General features: G+C 69.7%; 13 protein-coding genes. 10 read left to right on the top strand and 3 right to left on the bottom strand.

Features of this window, described 5'->3' with window-relative positions:
- Window positions 1-56: 56 nt before the first annotated feature.
- On the top strand, window positions 57-926 hold the full coding sequence (locus tag NE236_RS39100) for an MBL fold metallo-hydrolase (protein WP_252847344.1): 870 nt from the start codon (window positions 57-59) through the stop codon (window positions 924-926).
- Window positions 927-945: 19 nt separating this feature from the next.
- Here the strand turns inward: NE236_RS39100 and hglS are convergent, their stop codons facing one another.
- The gene (gene hglS / locus NE236_RS39095; protein WP_252847343.1) at window positions 946-2355 is read right to left on the bottom strand and encodes a 2-oxoadipate dioxygenase/decarboxylase; all 1410 of its coding nucleotides are present in this window, start codon (window positions 2353-2355) and stop codon (window positions 946-948) included.
- A gap of 97 nt (window positions 2356-2452) precedes the next feature.
- On the opposite strand from hglS, the gene NE236_RS39090 reads away from it, so the two are divergent.
- From NE236_RS39090 to lanKC, 5 genes are all read left to right on the top strand, one after another.
- Window positions 2453-5278, top strand: coding sequence for an FAD-binding and (Fe-S)-binding domain-containing protein (locus tag NE236_RS39090; RefSeq protein ID WP_252847342.1), 2826 nt, complete (start codon window positions 2453-2455; stop codon window positions 5276-5278).
- 382 nt (window positions 5279-5660) lie between these two features.
- Window positions 5661-7193 (top strand): L-piperidine-6-carboxylate dehydrogenase, encoded by a 1533-nt coding sequence (gene amaB / locus NE236_RS39085; RefSeq protein ID WP_252847341.1) that lies wholly within the window; start codon window positions 5661-5663, stop codon window positions 7191-7193.
- A gap of 249 nt (window positions 7194-7442) precedes the next feature.
- Window positions 7443-8126, top strand: a complete 684-nt coding sequence (locus NE236_RS39080; RefSeq protein WP_252847340.1) for a RibD family protein — start codon at window positions 7443-7445, stop codon at window positions 8124-8126.
- Entirely contained in the window at window positions 8127-8627 is a 501-nt protein-coding gene (locus NE236_RS39075; RefSeq protein WP_252847339.1) for a cytidine/deoxycytidylate deaminase family protein, read from the top strand.
- Window positions 8628-9171: 544 nt separating this feature from the next.
- Window positions 9172-11799 (top strand): class III lanthionine synthetase LanKC, encoded by a 2628-nt coding sequence (gene lanKC / locus NE236_RS39070; protein WP_252847338.1) that lies wholly within the window; start codon window positions 9172-9174, stop codon window positions 11797-11799.
- Between the two features lie 280 nt (window positions 11800-12079).
- Here lanKC and NE236_RS39065 read toward each other — a convergent pair whose 3' ends face one another.
- Window positions 12080-12820 carry an SDR family oxidoreductase gene (locus NE236_RS39065; RefSeq protein ID WP_252847337.1) on the bottom strand — a complete coding sequence of 247 codons (741 nt, stop codon included), beginning with the start codon at window positions 12818-12820 and terminating at the stop codon, window positions 12080-12082.
- A 329-nt stretch (window positions 12821-13149) separates the two neighbouring features.
- Between NE236_RS39065 and NE236_RS39060 the strand changes: the two genes are divergently transcribed.
- Window positions 13150-14058, top strand: a complete 909-nt coding sequence (locus NE236_RS39060; RefSeq protein ID WP_252847336.1) for a TIGR03619 family F420-dependent LLM class oxidoreductase — start codon at window positions 13150-13152, stop codon at window positions 14056-14058.
- Between the two features lie 537 nt (window positions 14059-14595).
- Here NE236_RS39060 and NE236_RS39055 read toward each other — a convergent pair.
- Complete coding sequence (locus NE236_RS39055; RefSeq protein WP_252847335.1) at window positions 14596-14868, bottom strand: class I SAM-dependent methyltransferase; 273 nt, start codon at window positions 14866-14868, stop codon at window positions 14596-14598.
- Between the two features lie 1125 nt (window positions 14869-15993).
- On the opposite strand from NE236_RS39055, the gene NE236_RS39050 reads away from it, so the two are divergent.
- From NE236_RS39050 to NE236_RS39040, 3 genes are read left to right on the top strand one after another with little or no spacing between them, the layout of a single operon-like run.
- Window positions 15994-18471 carry a hypothetical protein gene (locus NE236_RS39050; protein WP_252847334.1) on the top strand — a complete coding sequence of 826 codons (2478 nt, stop codon included), beginning with the start codon at window positions 15994-15996 and terminating at the stop codon, window positions 18469-18471.
- 11 nt (window positions 18472-18482) lie between these two features.
- Window positions 18483-19712 carry a S53 family peptidase gene (locus NE236_RS39045; protein ID WP_252847333.1) on the top strand — a complete coding sequence of 410 codons (1230 nt, stop codon included), beginning with the start codon at window positions 18483-18485 and terminating at the stop codon, window positions 19710-19712.
- A 32-nt stretch (window positions 19713-19744) separates the two neighbouring features.
- Complete coding sequence (locus NE236_RS39040) at window positions 19745-21076, top strand: hypothetical protein (protein WP_252847332.1); 1332 nt, start codon at window positions 19745-19747, stop codon at window positions 21074-21076.
- Window positions 21077-21155: the final 79 nt, after the last annotated feature.

Raw genomic sequence — 21155 nt, 5'->3', positions numbered from 1 at the left:
GGGCCTGATGACGGCCCGGGTCCGGGTCGTTCCCCCTTTCTGGAAGGAGTCCTGCCATGGACGGCTGGTACGTGGACGACCGCTGCATCAACTGTGATGCCGCCCGACAGCTCGCGCCCGACCTGATCGGCGAGGCCGACGGAAGGTCGCAGATCCTGCGCCCGCCGAACGATGAAGCGGAGACACGGAGCCTTCACGCGGCCGCCTTCGCCTGCCCCACACGCTCGATCCGCCCGGCGTCCGGGCAGCCGGACCAGGCGCTCGACCCTTTTCCGATGGCCTTGGACAACGGCGTACTGATGTGCGGGCACAACTCCCGGCACACCGCCGGGGCCAACTCCTACCTCTTGCTGCGGCCGTCCGGCACGGTGATGATGATCGACACACCGCGCTGGAGCCGTGACCTCGCCGAGCGTTACGCGGCATCGGGCATCGTCACCGATGTGCTGCTCACGCACCGAGACCACGCCGCACACGGCCGCCGCTATGCGGACCATTTCGGCGCCCGGCTGTGGATCCACGAGGGCGACCTCGACGCGGCGCCGGACGCGGACCGGGTGATCCGGGGCCTGGAACCTCTGGAGGTCGGCGAGGGGGTCAGCGCCCATCCACTGCCCGGCCACACCAAGGGGAGTGTGCTCTACCTCGCGGATGGCCGGTACTGCTTCAGTGGAGACAGCTTCTACTGGTCACGCGCCACCGGTGATCTGGAAGTCGCGGAGAGTGTGACCTGGTACTCCATCGAGGAGTTGGCCGCCTCCCTGGCCAGGACGGCCGGACGCCTGCGATTCGAATGGGTCCTGCCAGGCCACGGTGACCGCCATCGCCTGGCCGCCGACGAGATGTCCCGGCGGGTGCAAGCGCTGGCAGAGCGCACGCGACTGCTACGGCCTCGGCCGATCGACTTCACGGCCGTCCGCTGGTGAGGGACCGGCCGGGCCGGCATCATCTACGAACCCGGGGCAGGACGATCTCCCTGTCGAGGCCCAGCTCATCGCGCACGCGCGTCAGCGACGCGGCCCGGATCGACGCGTACAGCGCGTAGGGATCGTGCAGCCGCCGCCCGAGCACCTCGGCCAGCGCCTCGGCCCCGAACTCCGCGCCGGCCCTCGTCGCGTCCTTGGAACCGTCGGAGGTCAGGTTCGACCGGAAGATCCCGGCGGCCGAGCGCGGCAGGAAGTCCTCGTACACGATCGGCCGGGCCGTGACCCAGCCCTCCGCCAGGAGCGTGGCGAGGCCGGCCGGCGGAGCGGACGCCGGACGCGAGCCCGTGGTGTGGAACGTGAAGTAGGCGAGGTCGCCCGTCACGAGCTCGGCCTCGGTGCGCGGCACCCGGCCCTCCCAGAGCTTGGCCGCGACGGCGCCCCGCTCCTCGGCCGTCACCCGCCGCCCCGCGAGCGCGGTGTCCAGTTCGGCGGACAGCTCGTCGTACCGGGCGCGTCCGGCGGGCGTCACCGCGATGCCCCGTGCCTCCACCTCCCCGAACCGTACGCGCAGGTCGTCCTCCACGATCCTGCCGTCGTCCTCCCGGAATACGCGTGGCTCCGCCAGCGCGCGGAAGGAGGTCTGGCGCAGCAGCAGGTCGGGGCCGTCCCAGCGGGGCGGCCCCTGGATGGCGTCGATCATCGTGACGCCGCGCTCACTCATGCGCGCGTAGAGGGCGTCGATGTCGAGCACGCGCGGCGTCAGGTGGTTGACGTGGGTGCTGGGCACGCCGCCGATGTCTGCGGCGACCGAGGACACGCGCTCCAGCTCGGTGTACCAGCTGCGGGAGACCGGGACCCTGGACAGCTCGAACGCCTGGGTGGCGAGGGTGAGGAACTCCTCGGCCTCCGCGTCGTCCAGGCCGCCCTCGGCCTCGGCGCGGTCGGCGAGGTCGAGCAGCCGCGGCGGGAACAGCCGGCGCGCCCCGAGGAACTCGCTGAGCCTGCGTTCGAGGTCCTCGTCGAAGAACCGCCGGTCGCCCGTCACGAGCATGGAGGTGAACACGCGGAAGGGATTGGCGGCCAGCTCCGCCTCGTCGACGGGACGGAACGCCGTGGAGACGACCGGCACCGAGCTGCTCGCCGCCTCGCGCAGGTCGTAGTAGCCGACCGGGTACATGCCCATCGCGCCGAAGACGCGGGCGACCTGCGCCATCTCGGTCGGCGTTCCGACGCGGATCGCGCCGTGCCGCTCGGCGGTGACGCGGTCGATGGAGCCCAGCCGTTCGGCGTCGGCCCCCATCCGCTCCAGCACCTCGCGGTTCACGTCCTGCGCGACGTCGACAAGGGTGTTGTAGGCGGGGACCTCCGTGCCGTACATCGCCGACAGCCGTCGGGCGAACGCCGCCCGGAGCGCGGTCGAGTCGACCATCGGCCCTTCTCTCCTCGCCGCCGAACCCTGCGGTGTCACACGGAAGCGTACGGAGAAGGCGAGGCGAGCGCCAGGTGTCGCATGTAACATGCTACTCATGGATCCGGCTGCCACCCTCGCGACCGAGCTGCGCCGACGCGGAGTCACCGACGTGCTGACCGACTCCCTGGCGCGGTCCGCCCACTCGTCCGACGCCTCTCTCTACCGGGTGCCGCCGTCGGTGGTCGCCCGGCCCAGATCCGCCGAGGACGTGGCCACCGCGATCGAGCTGTGCGCGCGCCACGAGATCCCCCTCACCGCCCGCGGCGGCGGCACGTCGGTGGCCGGAAACGCGATCGGTCCCGGGCTCGTGCTGGACTTCAGCCGCCACATGGGGCAGGTGCTGCAGGTCGACGCCGAGGCCCGGACCGCCGTGGTCCAACCCGGCGTCGTCCAGGCCCACCTGCAGCGCGCGGCCGCCCCGTACGGGCTCAGGTTCGGCCCCGACCCCTCCACCCACACGCGCTGCACGATCGGCGGCATGATCGGCAACAACGCGTGCGGCTCCCGGACGCTCGGCTACGGCCGCACCTCCGATAACATCGCCGCCCTCAAAGCGGTGACGGGCAAGGGCTCCGCGCTGGACCTGTCGTCCCCGCTGGGCCGGCCCGCCCCGGACGCTCCCGCCGAGCTCACCGCGCTGCACGACCTCGCGAACGCGAACCTCGCCACGATCAGGACGGAGTTCGGCCGGTTCGGGCGGCAGGTGTCGGGATACGCGCTGGAGCACCTGCTGCCGGAGCGGCGGTTCGACGTGGCCCGCCTGCTGGTGGGCAGCGAGGGCACCCTCGCAGTGCTGACCGAGGCGACGGTGAGACTGGTGACCGACCCGGCGCACCGGGTCCTGGTCGTGCTCGGCTACGACGACATCGCCGCTGCGGGCGACGCCGCTCCCGGCGTGCTGGAGCACCTGCCCACGGCCTGTGAGGGCATCGACGCGCGCATCGTCGACGTGGTGCGCACGCGGCGGGGCCCCGACGCGGTGCCGCCGTTGCCGCGCGGGGCCGCGTGGCTGTTCGTCGAGGTCGCCGGGGACGACGAGACCGAGGTCCTCGACCGGGCGGGGCGGGTGGCCGCCGGTGGCGAGGACGCCCTCGTCGTCACCGACCCTGCGCGGGCGGCGGCGCTGTGGCGCATCCGGGAGGACGGCGCGGGCCTGTCCGGCCGCAGCCCCGCCGGGCTGCCCGCGCACGGGGGCTGGGAGGACGCGGCCGTGCCCCCGGCGATGCTGGGCCGCTACCTGCGCGACTTCGAGGCGCTGATGGCCGAGCACGGCGTGACCGGCCTCCCGTACGGGCACTTCGGCGACGGCTGCCTGCACATCCGGATCGACTGGCCGCTGGACAGGCCGGAGGGGCCGCAGGCGTACCGCGCGTTCCTGGAGGCCGCGGCCACGCTCGTCGCCGGGTACGGCGGTTCGCTGTCCGGCGAGCACGGGGACGGCCGCGCCCGCAGCGAGCTGCTGCCGCTGATGTACTCCGAGACGGCGGTCGACCTGTTCCGCCGGGTCAAGGGGATCTTCGACCCGGGTGACGTGCTCAACCCCGGGGTGCTGGTGCGGCCCCGCCCGGTCGACGCCGACCTGCGGATCCCGGCCGCCCGGCCGGTGCGGAAGAACCTCGCCCTGGCCTACCGCCACGACGGCGGCGACTTCAGCCAGTCGGTGCACCGCTGCACGGGCGTGGGCAAGTGCCGCGCGGACAACACCGCGTCCGGCGGGGTGATGTGCCCGTCCTACCTGGCCACCCGGGAAGAGAAGGACTCCACCCGCGGGCGGGCCCGCGTCCTGCAGGAGATGGTCAACGGCTCCCTGGTCGATGGCGGGTGGCGCTCGCCCGAGGTCCACGAGGCCCTCGACCTGTGCCTGTCCTGCAAGGGCTGCGCCTCGGACTGCCCGACCGGGATCGACATGGCCGCCTACAAGTCCGAGGTGCTGCACCAGAGCTACCGTGGGCGGCTGCGTCCCGCGTCGCACTACTCGCTGGGCCGGCTGCCGCTCTGGGCGAGGCTGGCCGGCCGCATGCCGCGCGTCGTCAACGGGGCCATGCGCGTGCCGGGGCTGCGGCGGGCGGCGCTGGCGGTCGCCGGGGTGGACAGGCGGCGGCACCTGCCCGAGTTCGCGCCGCGGACGTTCCGCGACTGGTTCGAGCGGACCCGCGGCGACCGTCCGGCCGACGGCAGGCCGGTCATGCTGTTCGTCGACACGTTCACCGACCACTTCGCCCCGGAGGTCGGCCGCGCGACCGTGGCCGTGCTGGCGGCCGCGGGCTACACGCCGCAGATCAGCGAGCGCCGCCAGTGCTGCGCGCTCACCTACATCTCCACGGGCCAGCTCGACGCGGCCAAGAAGATCCTGGGCCGTACGGTCGGGGAGCTGGCCGAGGCCGCCGAGAGGGGCGTGCCGATCGTCGGGATGGAGCCGTCCTGCACGGCCGTCCTGCGCTCGGACGCGCTGGAGCTGCTGGACGAGGCGGTGGCGGCCCCGGTGGCGGAGCGCACCCGCACGCTGGCCGAGCTCCTGGCCGAGACCCCGGACTGGCGGCCGCCCTCGTTCGACGGGACGACGGTGGTGGCCCAGCCGCACTGCCACCACCATGCCGTCATGGGCTGGGACCAGGACGCCCGGCTGCTCCGGGAGGCGGGCGCGGACGTTCAGCGGCTCGGCGGATGCTGCGGGCTGGCGGGCAACTTCGGTGTCGAGAAGGGACACTACGAGGTGTCCGTCGCGGTGGCCGAGCACCAACTGCTGCCCGCTCTGCGCGACGCGGAGGCGGAGACGGTCGTCCTCGCCGACGGCTTCTCCTGCCGTACGCAGATCGCCGACCTGTCGCCACGGCAGGGCGTCCACCTCGCCCAGCTCCTCGCCGAGCGGCTGGGCTCCTGACCGTGGCTTTTCGTACCTGGACGACGCAGCAAGGACGGCAATTTGGACAGCCCTGGTTCTGGGAGCCTCCCGGGAGAGGCGGCCCCTCCGCCGCCGCCGCGTGGAGAGCCCGATGCCCTTGAGGGTGCGGAAACCGGGCTTACCGCCCTTGACATGTGGGTTCGTGGCTCAGGCCGGCGCGGTTGCCGACCTCCGCACTGTTCGTGTTCTGCCGGGCTCCCCGGCGACGGCTTCCTCATGAGCCCGGCCGTCGGGGAGGTCGTCCGCGACCTCTACCTTGGCAGGGAGCCATTCGTCGACTCCCGCCGCTTCGCCCTGGCCGAGGCCCGGCCCGAGCTCGACATCGTCTGATCGAGAACCGACAATCCGAGGGAGAACCCTGATGGTGACCACGCTGCCCGGCGCGGACCAGCTGGCCGCGATGGCGCGAGAGACCGCCAAGCGCTGCGGTGTGGACGTGGACGCGCTCGGAGCTGACGTCGCGACCACCTCGCCGATCAACGGCGAGCGCCTGTCCGCCGTGGGATGGGCCGACGCCGGCACCGTCGACGCCGCCATCACGCGGGCAGGGGAGGCGTTCCTCGCCTGGCGCCGCGTTCCCGCACCCGTACGCGGTGCGCTGGTGAAGCGGTTCGGCGAGTTGCTCACCGAGCACAAGGAGGACCTCGCCACGCTGATCAGCCTGGAGGTCGGGAAGATCACCTCCGAGGCGCTCGGCGAGGTCCAGGAGATGATCGACATCTGCGACTACGCGCTGGGCCTGTCCCGCCAGCTGTACGGGCGCACGATCAGCTCCGAGCGGCCGGGCCACCGCCTCATGGAGACCTGGCACCCGCTGGGCGTCGTCGGCGTGATCAGCGCGTTCAACTTCCCGGCGGCGGTGTGGGCGTGGAACACCGCGATCGCCCTGGTGTGCGGCGACCCGGTCATCTGGAAGCCGTCCGAGCTGGCACCGCTGACCGCCCTGGCGAGCGCCGCACTGCTGGACCGCGCCGCGGCCGAGCAGGGCGCGCCCGCGTACCTGAGCCAGGTCCTCATCGGCGGCCCCGACGTGGGCGAGGCGCTGGTCGACCACCCGGGAATCGCCCTGGTCAGCGCCACCGGCTCGACGCGCATGGGCCGCGCGGTGGGCCCGCGCGTCGCCGCGAGGTTCGGACGGTCCCTGCTGGAACTCGGCGGGAACAACGCCGCCGTGGTCTGCCCGTCGGCCGACCTGGACCTGACCGTACGCGGCATCGTGTTCTCGGCCGCCGGGACGGCGGGCCAGCGCTGCACGACGATGCGCCGCGTCATCGCCCACACCGACGTCGTGGACACGCTCGTCGAACGCCTCGCCGGCGCGTACGGCCGGCTGCCGATCGGCGACCCGATGGCGCAGGGCACCCTGGTCGGCCCGCTCATCAACGAGCGCGCGTACGAGGCGATGCGCGACGCGCTGGACGCCGCCGTCTCCCAGGGCGGAACACTCGTGGCCGGCGGCGGGCGCAGGCTGGAGGACCAGGCGCCGGGCGCCTACTACGCCGAGCCGGCGCTCGTACGGATCGGGGCACAGACGCCGATCGTGACCCAGGAGACGTTCGCGCCGATCCTGTACGTCATGCCGTACGGGAGCCTCGAGGAGGCCATCGCGCTGAACAACGCGGTGCCGCAGGGCCTGTCATCGAGCATCTTCACGCGGGACCAGGCCGAGGCTGAGCTGTTCGTCTCGCCCGAGGGTTCGGACTGCGGCATCGTCAACGTCAACATCGGCACCTCCGGAGCCGAGATCGGCGGCGCCTTCGGAGGCGAGAAGGAGACCGGCGGCGGCCGCGAGTCGGGCTCGGACGCCTGGCGCGGCTACATGCGCCGCGCGACCAACACCATCAACTACTCCGGCGAACTGCCGCTCGCCCAGGGCGTCGAGTTCGACGTCTGAGCAGGTGCCTGGCCCGCCGTAGGGCACTGCGGCGGGCCGGGACAAGGCCGTTTCGGCGGTGATCACTGGCCATTGCTGTGTCTCTGCTGTCACCACCTGCCAGTGATCACGCGCTGACGCAGAATCGCCCACGAACTGGCCCACCTGGACACCCGGCTGACCCCGCTGGCAGCGTGTCCCCGAAATGGTCGCATTCCACGATCGCCTCACCACATACCTCCCGCAAGAGAAGGACTGGACCTCCAGCACATGACCACGCGCCCCTACGTCCTGCTCAGCGTGGCCACCTCGATCGACGGCTACATCGACGACACCAGCCCCGACCGGCTGCTGTTGTCGAACGAAGCCGACTTCGACCGCGTCGACCAGGTCCGCGCCGAGTCCGATGCGATCCTCATCGGAGCCACGACCCTGCGGCGGGACAACCCCCGGCTGCTGGTGAACTCCGCACGGCGACGCGACGAGCGCGAGGCACGTGGCCTGCCGCCGTACCCGCTGAAGATCACCATCACCCGCAGTGGCGACCTCGACCGGGACCTGAAGTTCTGGCACCACGGCGGCGACAAACTCATCTACTCACCGGACTCGGCCGTTCCCCAGCTGCGCGAACGGTTGGGGGACCTGGCCGGCATCGTCGGACTCGGCGCTAGCCTTGACTTCGAGGCCATGCTCGATGACCTCGGGGAGCGTGGCGTCAGGCGGCTCATGGTCGAAGGGGGCGGAACCATCCACACGCAGTTCCTCACCGCCGGCCTTGCCGATGAGATCCACCTTGCCGTCGCGCCGCTCTTCCTCGGAGACCCCGACGCCCCGCGGTTCGTCAACGCAGGCGACTTCCCCAACGGGCCGGGGAACCGGATGACGCTCGCCGAAGCCCGCACGATCGGGGACATCGCGTTTCTGCGGTACCTCCCCAAGGAGAAGGTCAAGTAGTTGCCCCTCGCGCCGCCCAGCCGTTCGGAAGACTACGGATGGCTGTCTTTCGCTATCGACCTGGCCAAGCAGTGCCCATCCAGCGACACCGCTTTCTCGGTCGGGTGTGTGATCGTCGACGAGCACGGAGCCGAGATCTCCCAAGGCTTCTCACGGGAGCGCCCGCACTTCCACGCCGAAGAGTCCGCCCTGAGCAAGGTCGCGCCGGACGACGAGCGCCTGCCCGGAGCCACGCTCTACAGCTCACTCGAGCCGTGCACACGACGCAGGTCCCGGCCCCACACCTGCTCTGAACTGATCATCGCGTCCGGGATCAGACGCGCGGTCATCGCGTGGCGAGAGCCGCCGGTGTTCGTGTCAGACGCTCACGGGGTCAAAGCCCTAGAGGCCGCCGGCGTCACCGTCGTGGAGATCTCCGAGCTCGCCGAGGCGGCAGCCGCGATGAACGCCCACATCCTCGACCCGGACGCCAACGCCGGATCATTAGCCCCAGCGACGTAGGCCAGAACCGGCGCCGACGGCAGCCCCGCTACCGGGCGGGATGGCCGGGAGCCAGCAGGCCCGGGGATTCCGGCCCTGATTCAACACGGTGCGGGTGGTGGTCGGCTTTTCGGCCGGCCGCAGGTCGAGCAGGTAGGGATATGGTCGCCGAATTCGGCGGCATCGAACCCGGCAGCTGGCGGGTCGGAAGGAATGCAAGACACCCGTACGCGGTAATGACCTGCGGCGACAGCATCGTCTCCACTACGTCCATTCGGGCCGTTCCGATTGCGATCGAGTGCGGCTGCACGCCGATACGGTGGACGTAAACGGCCTCATTGGTCCAGCCGGAACCTGGGTCTCCTCCGGAATCATCGGAAACTGGCGATCAGCGGCAGAACAAACCCGTCAATCCTGGCGCAGACCAGTTTAGTAGGCGATACTCGGACAAATAGGTGTAGATCCTTTACCTGCGCCCGCTGCCTCATTTCCGCTCGATCTTGAACGTGACCTGTGATGGCAGTGTGCTGTGGGGCGCGGTGCGGCTGGTGGAAGGAGTGGCTGGGTGGCAGTGGACATGTCGTTCCTGGTCGCCGATGAGGATTACTACGAACCCTGGGACACTGCCGATCCAGGTCCGCGCTACGACGCGGGTCCCATGCCGACCGGTTGGACGCGACAGCACTCGGGCGTGTGGACTTTCTGGGGCCCGGCCGGTCTCGACCTCCCCGATCAGGGGTGGAAGGTGCACGTGTCCAGCTCCCTGCCCAATGCGCAGTCCGTGCTGGCGGTGGTGTCGACGGCGTGTGCCGAGTTAGGCGTCCCGTTCAAACACTTGGCCGGTCACCGGACGTTCTTGCTGGCGCACGACAAGCACGCGAACAGGGTGCAGAGCGGCAAGTTCTGCACCCTGTATCCGCCCACCGAGCAGTGTGCGCTGCGGATGTTCCGGCGGCTGACGGAGGATCTGTCCGGGATCGGAGGGCCTTTTGTGCTCTCCGATCGTCGTTTCGGCGAGAGTGAGTGTGTTTCCTACAGGTACGGAGCGTTTCGCGGCCGCGAGCGAGTCGACGCGGAAGGCAACCACGTGCACACCATGGTCGGAGCGGACGGGCGGGAGATCGATGACGAGCGCCGGCCGGCGTTCCACCTGCCGCCCGGTGTCTTGGATCCGTTCCGGCAGACCGTCCCGGAGGTCGCCACGGGCCCGGTCACGCTGCATGGCTACACCTTCGATGCCGTGCTGCGGCACGGCAATGCCGGGGGCACCTACCGGTTCCGCTCCGCGGACGGCAGCCCGGTGTTCGTCAAGGAGGCGAAGGCGCACAACGGTTACACCGCTGACGGCGCCGACGCGAAGACGCGGTTGAACACCGAGTACCTGGCCCTGCGGGCGATACACGGCCGCGAACCTGGCCTGTGCCCGCGACCAGTGGAACTGTTCCACCACTGGGAGAACAGCTTTCTCGTCACCGAGTTCACGCCCGGCATGCAGCTGTACCGGTGGATGGTGATGAACAATCCCGCGGTGCGCATCGGGCCGGACGCCCCGTCGTTCGCCGAGTATCACCGCCGCAGCCTGGCCCTGCTCGACCAGCTCGACGCGCAGCTGCATCGCCTGCACGAACTGGGCTACGTTTTCGTCGATCTCAGCCCGACCAACGTGCTCGTCGACGACGACGACCGGGTCCGGCTCGTCGACTTCGAGGCGGTGCAGCCCATCGAGGGCGTACGGCGGATCATGGGCACTCCCGGCTACCTCCACCCGGATCCTCGGTCTGTGGCCGACCGCGATCCCGTTGAGCTCGACCGGTTCGGGCTGGCCGCCCTGGCGCTGCTGCTCGTGTTCCCCGTACACGAGGTGGTCGAACGGAATCCGCAGGCCCTGGACCATCTGCACGCCAACCTGACCGAGCTCGCACCGGTCGCCCCACGGCTGTGGCAGTGGGCCGCCCGCTGCCACGACCGAACCGAGGACTCCCGCCTGCCCACGCCGCGGACCGTCCGCGAGGACACCGTCGCCGCGCTGCGCCTGCTGGCAGACCAGACCGCCGACACGCTGGAGGCGATGGCGGAGCCGGACCACCCGGTGCGGGTCTACCCGACCAACCCGTTGGGGCATCAGACCGACACCCGCGCAGTGGCCGCCGGTACCGCCGGCGTGCTGCACGCGCTGCACCGCTCCGGCCGCATCTGCGACCCGGTCGTGGTCCGCCGGCTGCGGGACGACGCGCTTGCCGCGGCCCCGACCAGCGCACCCGGCCTGCTGTACGGCAGCGCCGGCATCGCCTGCGTGCTGGCGGAGCTCGGGGAGTCCGACGCGGCCGAGACCCTGCTCGCCTCGGCGGCGGCTCATCCGCTCAACAGCACGTCCGCCACGCTCGGCGGCGGCGCGGCCGGTACGGCGCTCGGCCTGCTGGTCCACCACCGTCACACCGGCGAACAGCGTTGGCTGGACCTGGCTCAGCGGCTGCTCGAGGGCGTTCCGGACGGTGACGAGCTCACCTCCCAGTTGAGCCCGACCAACCGGTCCGGGCTGGTCGGCGGGCGGGCTGGTGTGGCGCTGGCGCTGTACGACCTGTATCGCCGCACCGGGGATTCCCACCTGTTCGCCCGAGGCATGCGGCTGCTGCGGGAGGAATTGGCCTATGCCGAGCCCATGCCGGTGGACGGCCTGGGCTTCAAGACCTCGCACGCCGACCGTCGCGTCTATCCCTACCTGTTCGCTGGCAGCGCGGGATACGCCGCAGTGCTCTCCCGCTATCTCGCGCACCGCCCGGATGCGGAGTTCGACGTAGCCGCCGACGTCGGCCTCGGTGCGGCCGATGTGCTGGAACGCTGTCTGCGCGCCTGCTCAGTCCGCTTCGCGGTGCTCCCCGGACTGTTCCCGGGCCTGGCGGGTCTCGCCGTGACACTGGCCGACGCCGGAAAGCGGCTCGGCCGGCCCGAACTCATCGACGCCGCGCTCACCAGCGCCCGTGGCCTGTTCCGGTACGCGATCCCGCGCAAGGACGGGGTGGGCTGGCTCGGTGAGCCTGGACATCGACTGTCCGCCGACCTGTGGTCCGGCTCGGCCGGAATCCTGCTCGCCCTGCGGCACCTGACGGATTCCGCGCCGGTCTCCCTTGACACCCTCGACGATCACCTGACGACGTCGAGGGATGCCGTTGCCAGCACCAGAGGAAAGGAGTGATCCGCGTGGAGGAAGTACTGCGTCTGCATGCTGAGGCGTCGATCGAGGAGGAACTGGCCTGCAACCTGCTCACCCTGAGCAGCAAGGGCAGCATCTGCCAGTGACCCCATGGCCTGCCGGGAACGGCGACATCCGCGCCCGGCAGGCTCTTCATTTCGCCTGCGGCTTTCGGGCTGTGAACCGGGCGATTCGGGTTCGGTGGTCGTGCGGGTGGGTTCGGTGATGAGCTGACCGGCGTGGGTGCGCGTGGGATCCCCATAGCGCGTGGCGCGGCCCATTGTCATAGAAGGCCGCCGGTAGCTCGAATATTCTGCCCCGTGATCCATTGGGCATCGGATCCTGCAAGATACGCTACGACGTTCGCAATGTCGCTAGGACGTCCAAGACGCCGAAGCGCTGTCGCTCCTACGAAAGAATTTATTGTTTTAGGTTCCTGCTCTTCGTAGAGGGCATCGGTTTCGGTCGGGCCTGGGGACACGCTGTTCACGGTGATGTCGCGGTGGCCGAACTCTTGAGCTGCCACCGACATTATTTGTTCGCAGAATGCCTTACTCGCGGTGTACAGTCCCCAGTTGGGGGATGATCGAGTCGTGGTAATGGTCGAGATATTTATTATCCGGCCGTTGTCGCGCATAATTCGACCAGCGAGCTGTAGAGCGATGAATGGCCCCTCGATGTTAACTGCCATGACGCGATTGAAGTCACTTTTCTTGACGTCGACTATCCCGGCCTGTCCGAATGTTGCGGCGTTGATAACGAGAATGTCCAGTCCATTGAGACGTCGGTCGGTCTCTTCGAAAAGGAGCTCGATATCATCTCTCTGTCCTTGGTCGGCCTGAAATGATTGCACCTGGCCAGGTGACCCGCATGCGCTCTTAACCACCTCCTCGGCGGCCGGTGTGTTCGTCAGGTAGCTGAACACCACCGATGCGCCATCTCTGGCAAGTCTGTGCACGATGGCGCGTCCGATACCTCGGGATCCGCCTGTTACCAGGGCCTTCTTTCCGTCAAGTGCACCCACGTATTCCTCCTGGAAGGGGTTGGCGTCGTCGTCATCAACTCCGCGCGTGGAGCCGTTGTCCGACGACGTCGGAGTCCCTCATCATTGAGATGTGCGTCGGGTGTTGCAAGTGCCAAGGCAGTCGGGGTCTCGATGGGAAACGGGCTAGCAGGTAAACGGATAATCGGCCAGGCCGTAAGTCCATCTAAAATCTTTTCCGTCGAACTCGCTGAGGTGTGGAGCATCAATGCGGGATCGTGCCGGCGATGCGGGGATGAGTTAAGATCCTATAGAGAGCACTGAAGGGTGTCGGTTATGATCAAATTGGACGCTCGGGTGAAGGTAAGTCCATGCGAATTGGGCTAGCGATGGCGCAATACGGCGCGTTCGCCTCGGTTGGCTCGGTCAAACGAATCGCTCGTGAGGCCGAATCCCTCGGTTACCAGAGCGTGTGGGTGGGTGACCGCGCTATGGTGCCAGTCGCGCCCAAAGACCTTTATCCAAGTTTCGATGGTCTGATTCCCGAAGAGCACCGCAGGTTCCTCGATCCGCTCGCAGTGCTCGCCGGCGTCGCGCTGGTAACTGAGCGGGTGAGACTAGGCACAAGTACGCTGAATGCGCCTTGGTATCCACCGCTCCTTTTGGCTCGCTCGCTCGCCACGATTGATCAGCTGAGCGATGGACGGCTGGACGCCGGGTTCGGCCTGGGCTGGTCCACTGAGGAATATGCGGCCGTCGGCGTACCGTGGCTCGAACGGGCAGGACGTCTAGAGGAGACCCTCGATGTGCTTGAGGAAGTCTGGACCCGTGACCCTGCGTCTCACGAGAGCTCACGCTGGCCGATTCCGCCCTCCTATATCCAGGCCCGGCCGGTACAACTGCCGCGGCCACCGATCTACCTTGGCGGCTTGACTCCAACGGCCTTGGAACGGATCGGTCGCCGCGCCGACGGCTGGCTCGGGGTCGGCATGCCACTTCCTCACCTTCTGGGGTTGTGGAGCATCGCTCGGAGGTCGGCTGAGCGCGTCGGGCGAGACCCCGACGGGCTACGCTTGGTGTTGCGTGTGAACGCCACAGTCACACAAGCGCCGGCATCGGCGAACATGGTCCCCTACCGAGGCACCGTCGATCAGATCACCGACTACCTTCGGTCAGCGGCCACCGCGGGTGTGCATGAGGCGTTCATTGACCTCCAACTCGGCTGCACCAATGACGATCAATTGCTGGGGCTCGCGCAGCGCCTGATCCGTGCGCTGTGATTGATCCACAGGTATTGACGATTGCTCAGGCGTGGTTCGGCCGAAGAGACCTCACTCAAGACGCAGCGGCCTTGGGCTGCCCGGCGAGGCTGCTTTGGTGGCAGTTGGACCCATGCAGCGTTGATCATTGGCGATCGGTGCGCTCTTGAGGCTGTCGCACTACTCGCGATCTTGATTGCTCAAGGCCATGGCGATCCAGCGAGCTGGCGCGCGAAGGCTGCGAATCGGGCTGCCGCCGGCGCGGTCCGGTGTGCTGAAAGCTCGGTGAACGCCGCGGGGGTCATCCCGTTAATGGGACGTAGTGGGGCAATTCGGCTCGCCGCAGGGGTGTTCTCCGAGAGTTCTGCACGGTGGCGACCGTGGCGAGGCCGGGGCGACATCCGGAGGGGTCGGGGGGCTCGCGGCGGTGGTCGGGCTTCGCCGGGTGGGTCGGCCGGTCACCGTGCTGGAACGGGCGGCCGACGAACTGAGCCGAGGGCGGGCAGAACGCTCGGTGAAGGCCACGCGCGGCACGCTGATGCCCACAGGAATCTCGTGTCAGGGCCAACTGATCACCAGACGGCTGTGGGGCTTGTCGATGACGGTCCCGGTAAGTTCGTCGTCTGGTGCGCCGACCGGGTAGGCGGTGATGGCAGGCTGGGTGGGGTGCTGCCGGTCCCACAAGCGGAGCGGTTCGGCGAGCCGGTCCGCGAGGCGTCGGCTGTCCGTGCCGTGGGCGGTCACACCGAGCTCGGCGGTGTCGTCGTCGAGCCCGCGGCGGGTGACGTACGCCAGGGTGCCGCGGTCGTGGACCGCGACAACATAGGCCACGGGCACCGGGCTCCCCTGCGTCCCGTCGCTGCGGTTGGCCGGGCCGTGTGATCGTCTAGACCTTTGGTACTTCCGACGACGAAGAACCTCGATGAAACCGCTTCACCCACATCGACGTGCCGGCCATGGCCACGTCCGCGCTTGGATGACCGCGCGGGTCAGCTCGTCGGGATCAAGCGCCTCGACCAGCCGCCAGGTTGCGTCCACGGGGGTGGTGTACGAGTTTCCGCTGGTGACAGGCGTGGCGTCGTGATGAGCGCAGGTCAGAGGGGGAGCGAGCCCGAGATCGCCGACCCCTTTAAAGCCATCGGCGCTCGTGAGAGCCGCTGCTGCACACCACGCAAAGGAGAGCATCACCTCGGTACGGCACTTTGCCCTGATCACACAGTGCGCTGCGGCGGGTTCGCGACCGTGTGGCATGGCAGGACCGGCGCGGGGTCAGCGCGCCGCCGTGACGCTCTCGCGGTCGAGGAAGCGGGCCGGGACTACGGTGCGGCGGCCTCGGCCGTTTTCGCCCGGAGCGCCGGATCGGCCCATTTGGGCGAACAGTGCTCGGCTGCCGCGCGCCCCATGTCGTACGAGTGCTGCACGACGACCGAGATCCGGGGGCGCACCAACGTGGTCCACTCCAGGTCGTCGAAGCCGAGCAGGAATATCTCGCCTACATTCGCCGGGCGACCAACACGATCAACTACTCCGGCGAACTGGCGCTCGCCCAGGCGTCGAATTCGACGTGTACCGGGTACCGGCCCGCCGCGTGCCCGACACAACGAGCACGCGGCGGGCCGTCTGGACACGGGCTAGCCGAGGGAGCCGTGCGGTGATATCACCCAACTGATCATCAGACGGCTGTGGGGCTTGTCGATGACGGTCCCGGTGAATTCGTCGTCTGGTGCACCGGCCGGGTAGGCGGTGCGGGACTGGCGGGAAGGCGTCGTCGGCACATCTTCGCCACACCAAGATCTTCCAATTGCCGGATCTCCGGTACATCCTGCAGATGATCATGGTCGTCACCGGCGGGCGGGGGCACCGATCGGGCGCGGTAAGGAGTCACCCTTCATGCACTGGTCAGAACCCCCTGGGCCCACGGCGCCGAGACCGACGAGACGCTGGAAGAGGGGCTGGTTGCTCTCCGCCGCGCTCGCGGCGGCACTCCTGGGATGTGCGGGTGGTTCCGCGGCGGCCCTCTCGGGCGGGAAGACCCCACCGGTCGACCCGGCCGGCCCGCTGAGCGCGCTGCCGCCGGCGTCCACGGCCCAGATCGCCGCGACCGCCGGCGGTCGCGGCGGTACGGTCGTGACACTGATCACCGGCGAGCGCGTTCACGTCAACGGCGCCGCAGGTCACCAACAGGTCTCCGTCACCCCGAGCGCGTCGGGTGCCGTGCCCCTGGTCGACACGTTCACCGTGGGCGGCGACCTGTACGTGGTGCCGCGTGACGCGGGTCCGTACCTGGGAACGCTGCTCGATCAGCGGTTGTTCGACGTCAGCCTGCTGACCCGGCTCGGCTTCGACGACGCACGTCAGAAGGCGATCCCGGTCACGGTCGGCTGGAAGGCGGATCGGCATCCGGTCGCCGCGCCGGGAGTCACCGCCCCCATCAAGGGGAGGACGACCTCGGGCACCGTCGACAAGTCGCGGGCCACGGCGTTCGGCGCGGCTCTGGCATCCAGGTTCGCCGCCGACCGGCATGTCCCCGCAGGGCGCGTGTCGGCCAGGGTCACCGGGAAGGCCGGTGGCCTGGACGAGGTGAACGCCGTCTCGCTCGCCATGCCCGGGCAGGGACCGCTCCTCCCGGCGTCCGGAGAGGCCGCCCCACCTGCCGGCCGGCCGGCAGGCGGCCAGGCGGCACCGCCGGCCACGGTGGGCGGCACGCCGGACGGCGGTGAGTCCGCGACGAACGGGGTCCGGCTGTACACGCTGACGATCGACGCCATCGAGCGGGACGGTCAGCCGGGCTATGCGCGGATCGACGTCCAGAACCTGGACGACCTGCGGCACTACTGGAGCGTCAGCTGGGTGGGGCCCGGCCAGCCGGTCGCCTTGAGCGTGCCGGCCGGCCGGTACAGCATCGAGGCGTTCGTCGGGACGCCGGTCGCCTCGTCGTTGTTCCAGACCTCGACGTTCGTGGCGCTGCCCGACGTCGCCGTCCGCCGGGACCGGGCGGTGACCGCCGACGCGCGTACCGCCAAGCCGATGACGATCACGACGCCCCGGCCGGCCGAGACGGGGATGGTCGGCCTCAGCTACACACGCGAGGGGGCCGACGGCCGGGCGTTCGCGGGTACCGTTCTCGGGTTCGGCCGGTCCGAGCTGCTGCAGGTGTTCGGGCCCGGGCAGGAGTACCCGGATCTGCGCGCCTTCGCGACGCCGACCGGCGCACACGGTGTGGGGGCGCTTCACTTCGCGGACTCGTGGTTGCTCGAGCCACCGGGGCGGGGTTTCGGCGCGAATCCCGCCTACGCCTACTACCTGGACTACGCCGATGACGAAGGCGTGCCGACACGGCTCGATCACGACCTCGGTGCCGACGACCTCGCCACGGTCCAGGAGAACTATTCCGCTGACCGGCCGGGGCAGGGGGCCGAGTTCTTCTCACCCCATCACTCCTGGAGCCCCTACGACGCCTACCTCAGCGTGTACAACTTCGCTCTTCCAGGGACGCGCACCAACTACTTCGGCGGCGCGGGTTCGCCGGTCTGGCAACCCGCCGTCTTCGACGACGTGGGCGACGCCGCGGCGTCGGTCGTCGGCACCGCCCGCGCGTACGAGCCCGGCCGGCAGACGAGCGAGAGCTGGCTGCGGGGCCCGCTGGTGCCCACTCCCACGGCCGAGTCCGGACTGGTGGCTCCCAGTCCCGCCGGCGACGGACACGGCTTCATGTGCCCGGTGTGCCGGCAGGACGACATCATGCTCTTCGACGTCACCGACTACGGCGACGCGGCGGGCCACTGGGCGTATCTCCCGAGGTCCGGCGAGGACCTGAAGTTCTACCGCGACGACGTGCTGACGCAGGAACAGCCGCGCTCCGGCGGCATCTTCCCGATGCTCCCGGGCAGCGCCTCGTACAAGATCGATTGGGTCACGCATCCCGCCCCGACCGGGTCGCCACTGGATTCCACGGTGGAATCGGCGTGGACGTTCACGTCACGGCGCCCTGACCGGCCGGACAAGATCCCGTCGTTCGAGTACTGCGGTCCGGACGTCACCCGCGGATGTTCGCTGCTCCCGCTGGTCTTCGCGGGCTACGACCTCGACGTCGACCAGTCGGGCCGGGCGCCGGCGGACCGGCCGGAGACGTTCCGGCTCACCGGCTACCACCAGGCGCATGAGACGAATGCCTCGCCGGTGACGAAGGCGGCGGTCGAGGTCTCCTTCGATGACGGAGCGACCTGGACCGCCGTCAGTGACGTGCGGGCAGACCACGGCGGCTTCGTGGTGACAGTGCCCGCCGGTCCGCCCGCGGGCGGGAAATCCACCGGTTACGTCTCACTCCGGACCCGGTTGTCGGACACCTCCGGAAGTGCGCTGTCACAGACGATCACCCGCGCCTACGCGCTGCCGACCACGGCCGCCGGCAACGCCCGGTCCCACGGCCGGTGAGGAGATCCCCGATGAACCGACGCCGATCCCCACGTCGCACACGGCACAGCGGCGCCCTGCTGGGCGCGGCCGTCTGCGCGGCGGCCCTGCTCGCCGGCGGCAGCACGCGCGCCGACACCGGCCCCCGGCCTGCGGACGCGACCGCTGCCACCGCTCCGGCCCCTTCGGCACGTAACGCGTGCGGCACGCCCTCGCCGGGGCACCCGAGCTGCATGGCGGTGGTGCGCACCTCGGGACCCGCCGGACCGGCTCTGACCACGACGAGCCCGGCCGGATACGGGCCCGCGGACCTGCAGGCCGCATACCGCCTCGCGTCGGCGGCGAAGGGAGGCACCGGACAGACCATCGGGATCGTCGACGCGTTCGACGACCCGAACGCCGAGGCCGACCTGGCGGTCTACCGGCACCAGTACGGACTGCCGCCCTGTACGGAGGCCAACGGCTGCTTCCACAAGGTCAACCAGCGAGGCGCCGCCACACCGCTCCCGTCGCCCGACAGCGGGTGGGCCCTGGAGGAATCGCTGGACGTCCAGATGGCCTCGGCCATCTGCCCGAACTGTCACATCCTGCTGGTCGAGGCCGACGACAACCAGGAGGAGAGCCTGGGGGCCTCGGTGGACACCGCCGCCAAGCTGCACGCGAACGCCATCTCGAACAGTTACGGCGAACCCGAGTACGTGGGGGTGGCCCATATGGAGGGCCACTTCGACCACCCGGGCATCGCCATCACCGCGTCATCGGGTGACTCCGGGCTCGGCGTGGGCTATCCGGCCGCGTCCGCGCACGTGATCGCGGTCGGCGGGACGACGCTGTGGCCCGCGGACAACGCGCGGGGATGGCAGGAGACCGCCTGGTGGGGAGCCGGCAGCGGATGCTCCACCCAGATCGCCAAGCCCGCTTGGCAGACCGACAAGGTCTGCACGCACCGCACGGTGGCGGACGTGGCCGCCGTGGCCGATCCCTTCACGGGTGTCGCGGTCTATGACACCTACGGCGTCGGCGGGTGGGTCACCGTGGGCGGAACGAGCGCATCGTCACCGATCATCGCTGCCGTCTACGCCCTCGCCGGAAACGCTGCGACGGTGAACGCCGCGGCCTACCCCTACGCCCATCGCACGCGGCTCTTCGATGTCATGAGCGGCACCAATGCGAGCTGCTACCCGGCCTATCTCTGCACGGCCGGGCGCGGCTACGACGGTCCGACCGGACTCGGCACCCCCAACGGCACAGACGCCTTCTAGGCATCCGAACGAAAAGGCGCCAGATGTTCAGAATGAAGATTCTTCCGTGGCGGAAACCCGGGGCCTCGGCCCGGCCGGCCATCGCCGCGATGTCCCTGGGCATCGCTCTGATCGCCGTCCCGGCCGGCGCGGTGTCGGCGGACACGCCCACGGCGTCGCGAGCGGCGAGTGCCGCGAGTTCGTGCCACGCCACCTGGTCGGCCGTCGAGGCACCGAACAACGCCGAGGCGTTCAACCTGAGTACTTCGAACTCCGGCCAGACGTACACCAGTGCCCCGATCGGCGCGGTGGACGTCCTGTCCGACCACAGCGTCTGGATCACGGCCACCGACAGGTCCTGGACGCAGACTCCCTATCCGTCCGGCAACAACATCTCCGACATAGAGCGGTATAACGGACATAAATGGGTGCGAAGCCACAGCTCGAGCGTCCCGCTCGATCCGGGTGCCGGCCTGGCGACGCTGACCAGCCTGACGTTCGATTCGCCCGATGACGGGTGGGCCGCGGGGTATTACATGAGCGCGCCCTTCAGCCCGCTGGTCGAACACTGGGACGGCAGCCGGTGGACGATCAGCCCGGCGCTGAGCTATCCGGCCCAGCAGGATCCGGGCGGGACGGTGACCGGCCTCGCCGCCTTCTCGGCCACGGACGCCTGGATCAGCGTGGCCCGGCCGGCCGGCGGCAGCGGCCTGCACCCGAGCCTCGTGGAGCACTGGGACGGTAAGTCCTGGACATACGTCGACTATCCGCTCGCACAGGCGGCGGCCACCCCCGTCGTCACCGCGCTGTACGGCCGGGCCAAGAACGACATCTGGCTCGCGGCCGGCATCCAGGGCGGTGAGGACGCCATGCACTGGGACGGCGCCAAGTGGTCCGTCGTACCGATGCCCCTGCCCACGGGCGCCGGCAACTGGACCATCAGCGGCTTGTCGGCGACATCCGCCCACGATCTGTGGGCGGTCGGCGCCTGGAGGGGACCGAACGGCATACAGCCGCTGACGGAGCACTGGGACGGCGCCAAGTGGACGATCCTTCCGGCGCCCGTCCCGGGCAACTCGCCGGTCGGCACGCTCTCCTCGGTGGCCGCCATCTCCCCCTCGGACGCCTGGGCGGTCGGCGCCTACAGGCGGGGCCCCACACCACCCGGTAACGGGGGCGCCAACCTCATCGAGCACTGGGACGGGCAGAAGTGGACCGCGGTGCCCGCACCCGGCGGCTCCCCGGCCAACTCCGCAGCCCTGTCGTCGGTATCCGCCAGTTCCGCGACGAACGTGTGGGCGGCCGGGCACATGGAGGTGCCGAACGCCGGCAGTTCCTCGATGGCTCCGCAGCTCTTCCGCTACAGCTGTGCGGCGGCGCGGTGACCATCGGTTGATGTGGTGTGTCGACGCGGGCGGGCGGCGATCGGCCGCCGCCCGCCCGTCGGGATACGAAGATCGACCA

The organism is Actinoallomurus purpureus (assembly GCF_024055795.1).
Classification (GTDB): Bacteria; Actinomycetota; Actinomycetes; order Streptosporangiales; family Streptosporangiaceae; genus Actinoallomurus; species Actinoallomurus purpureus.
Note: the sequence above shows the minus strand (reverse complement) of the source record. Positions and strands in the feature narration are given on the sequence as shown.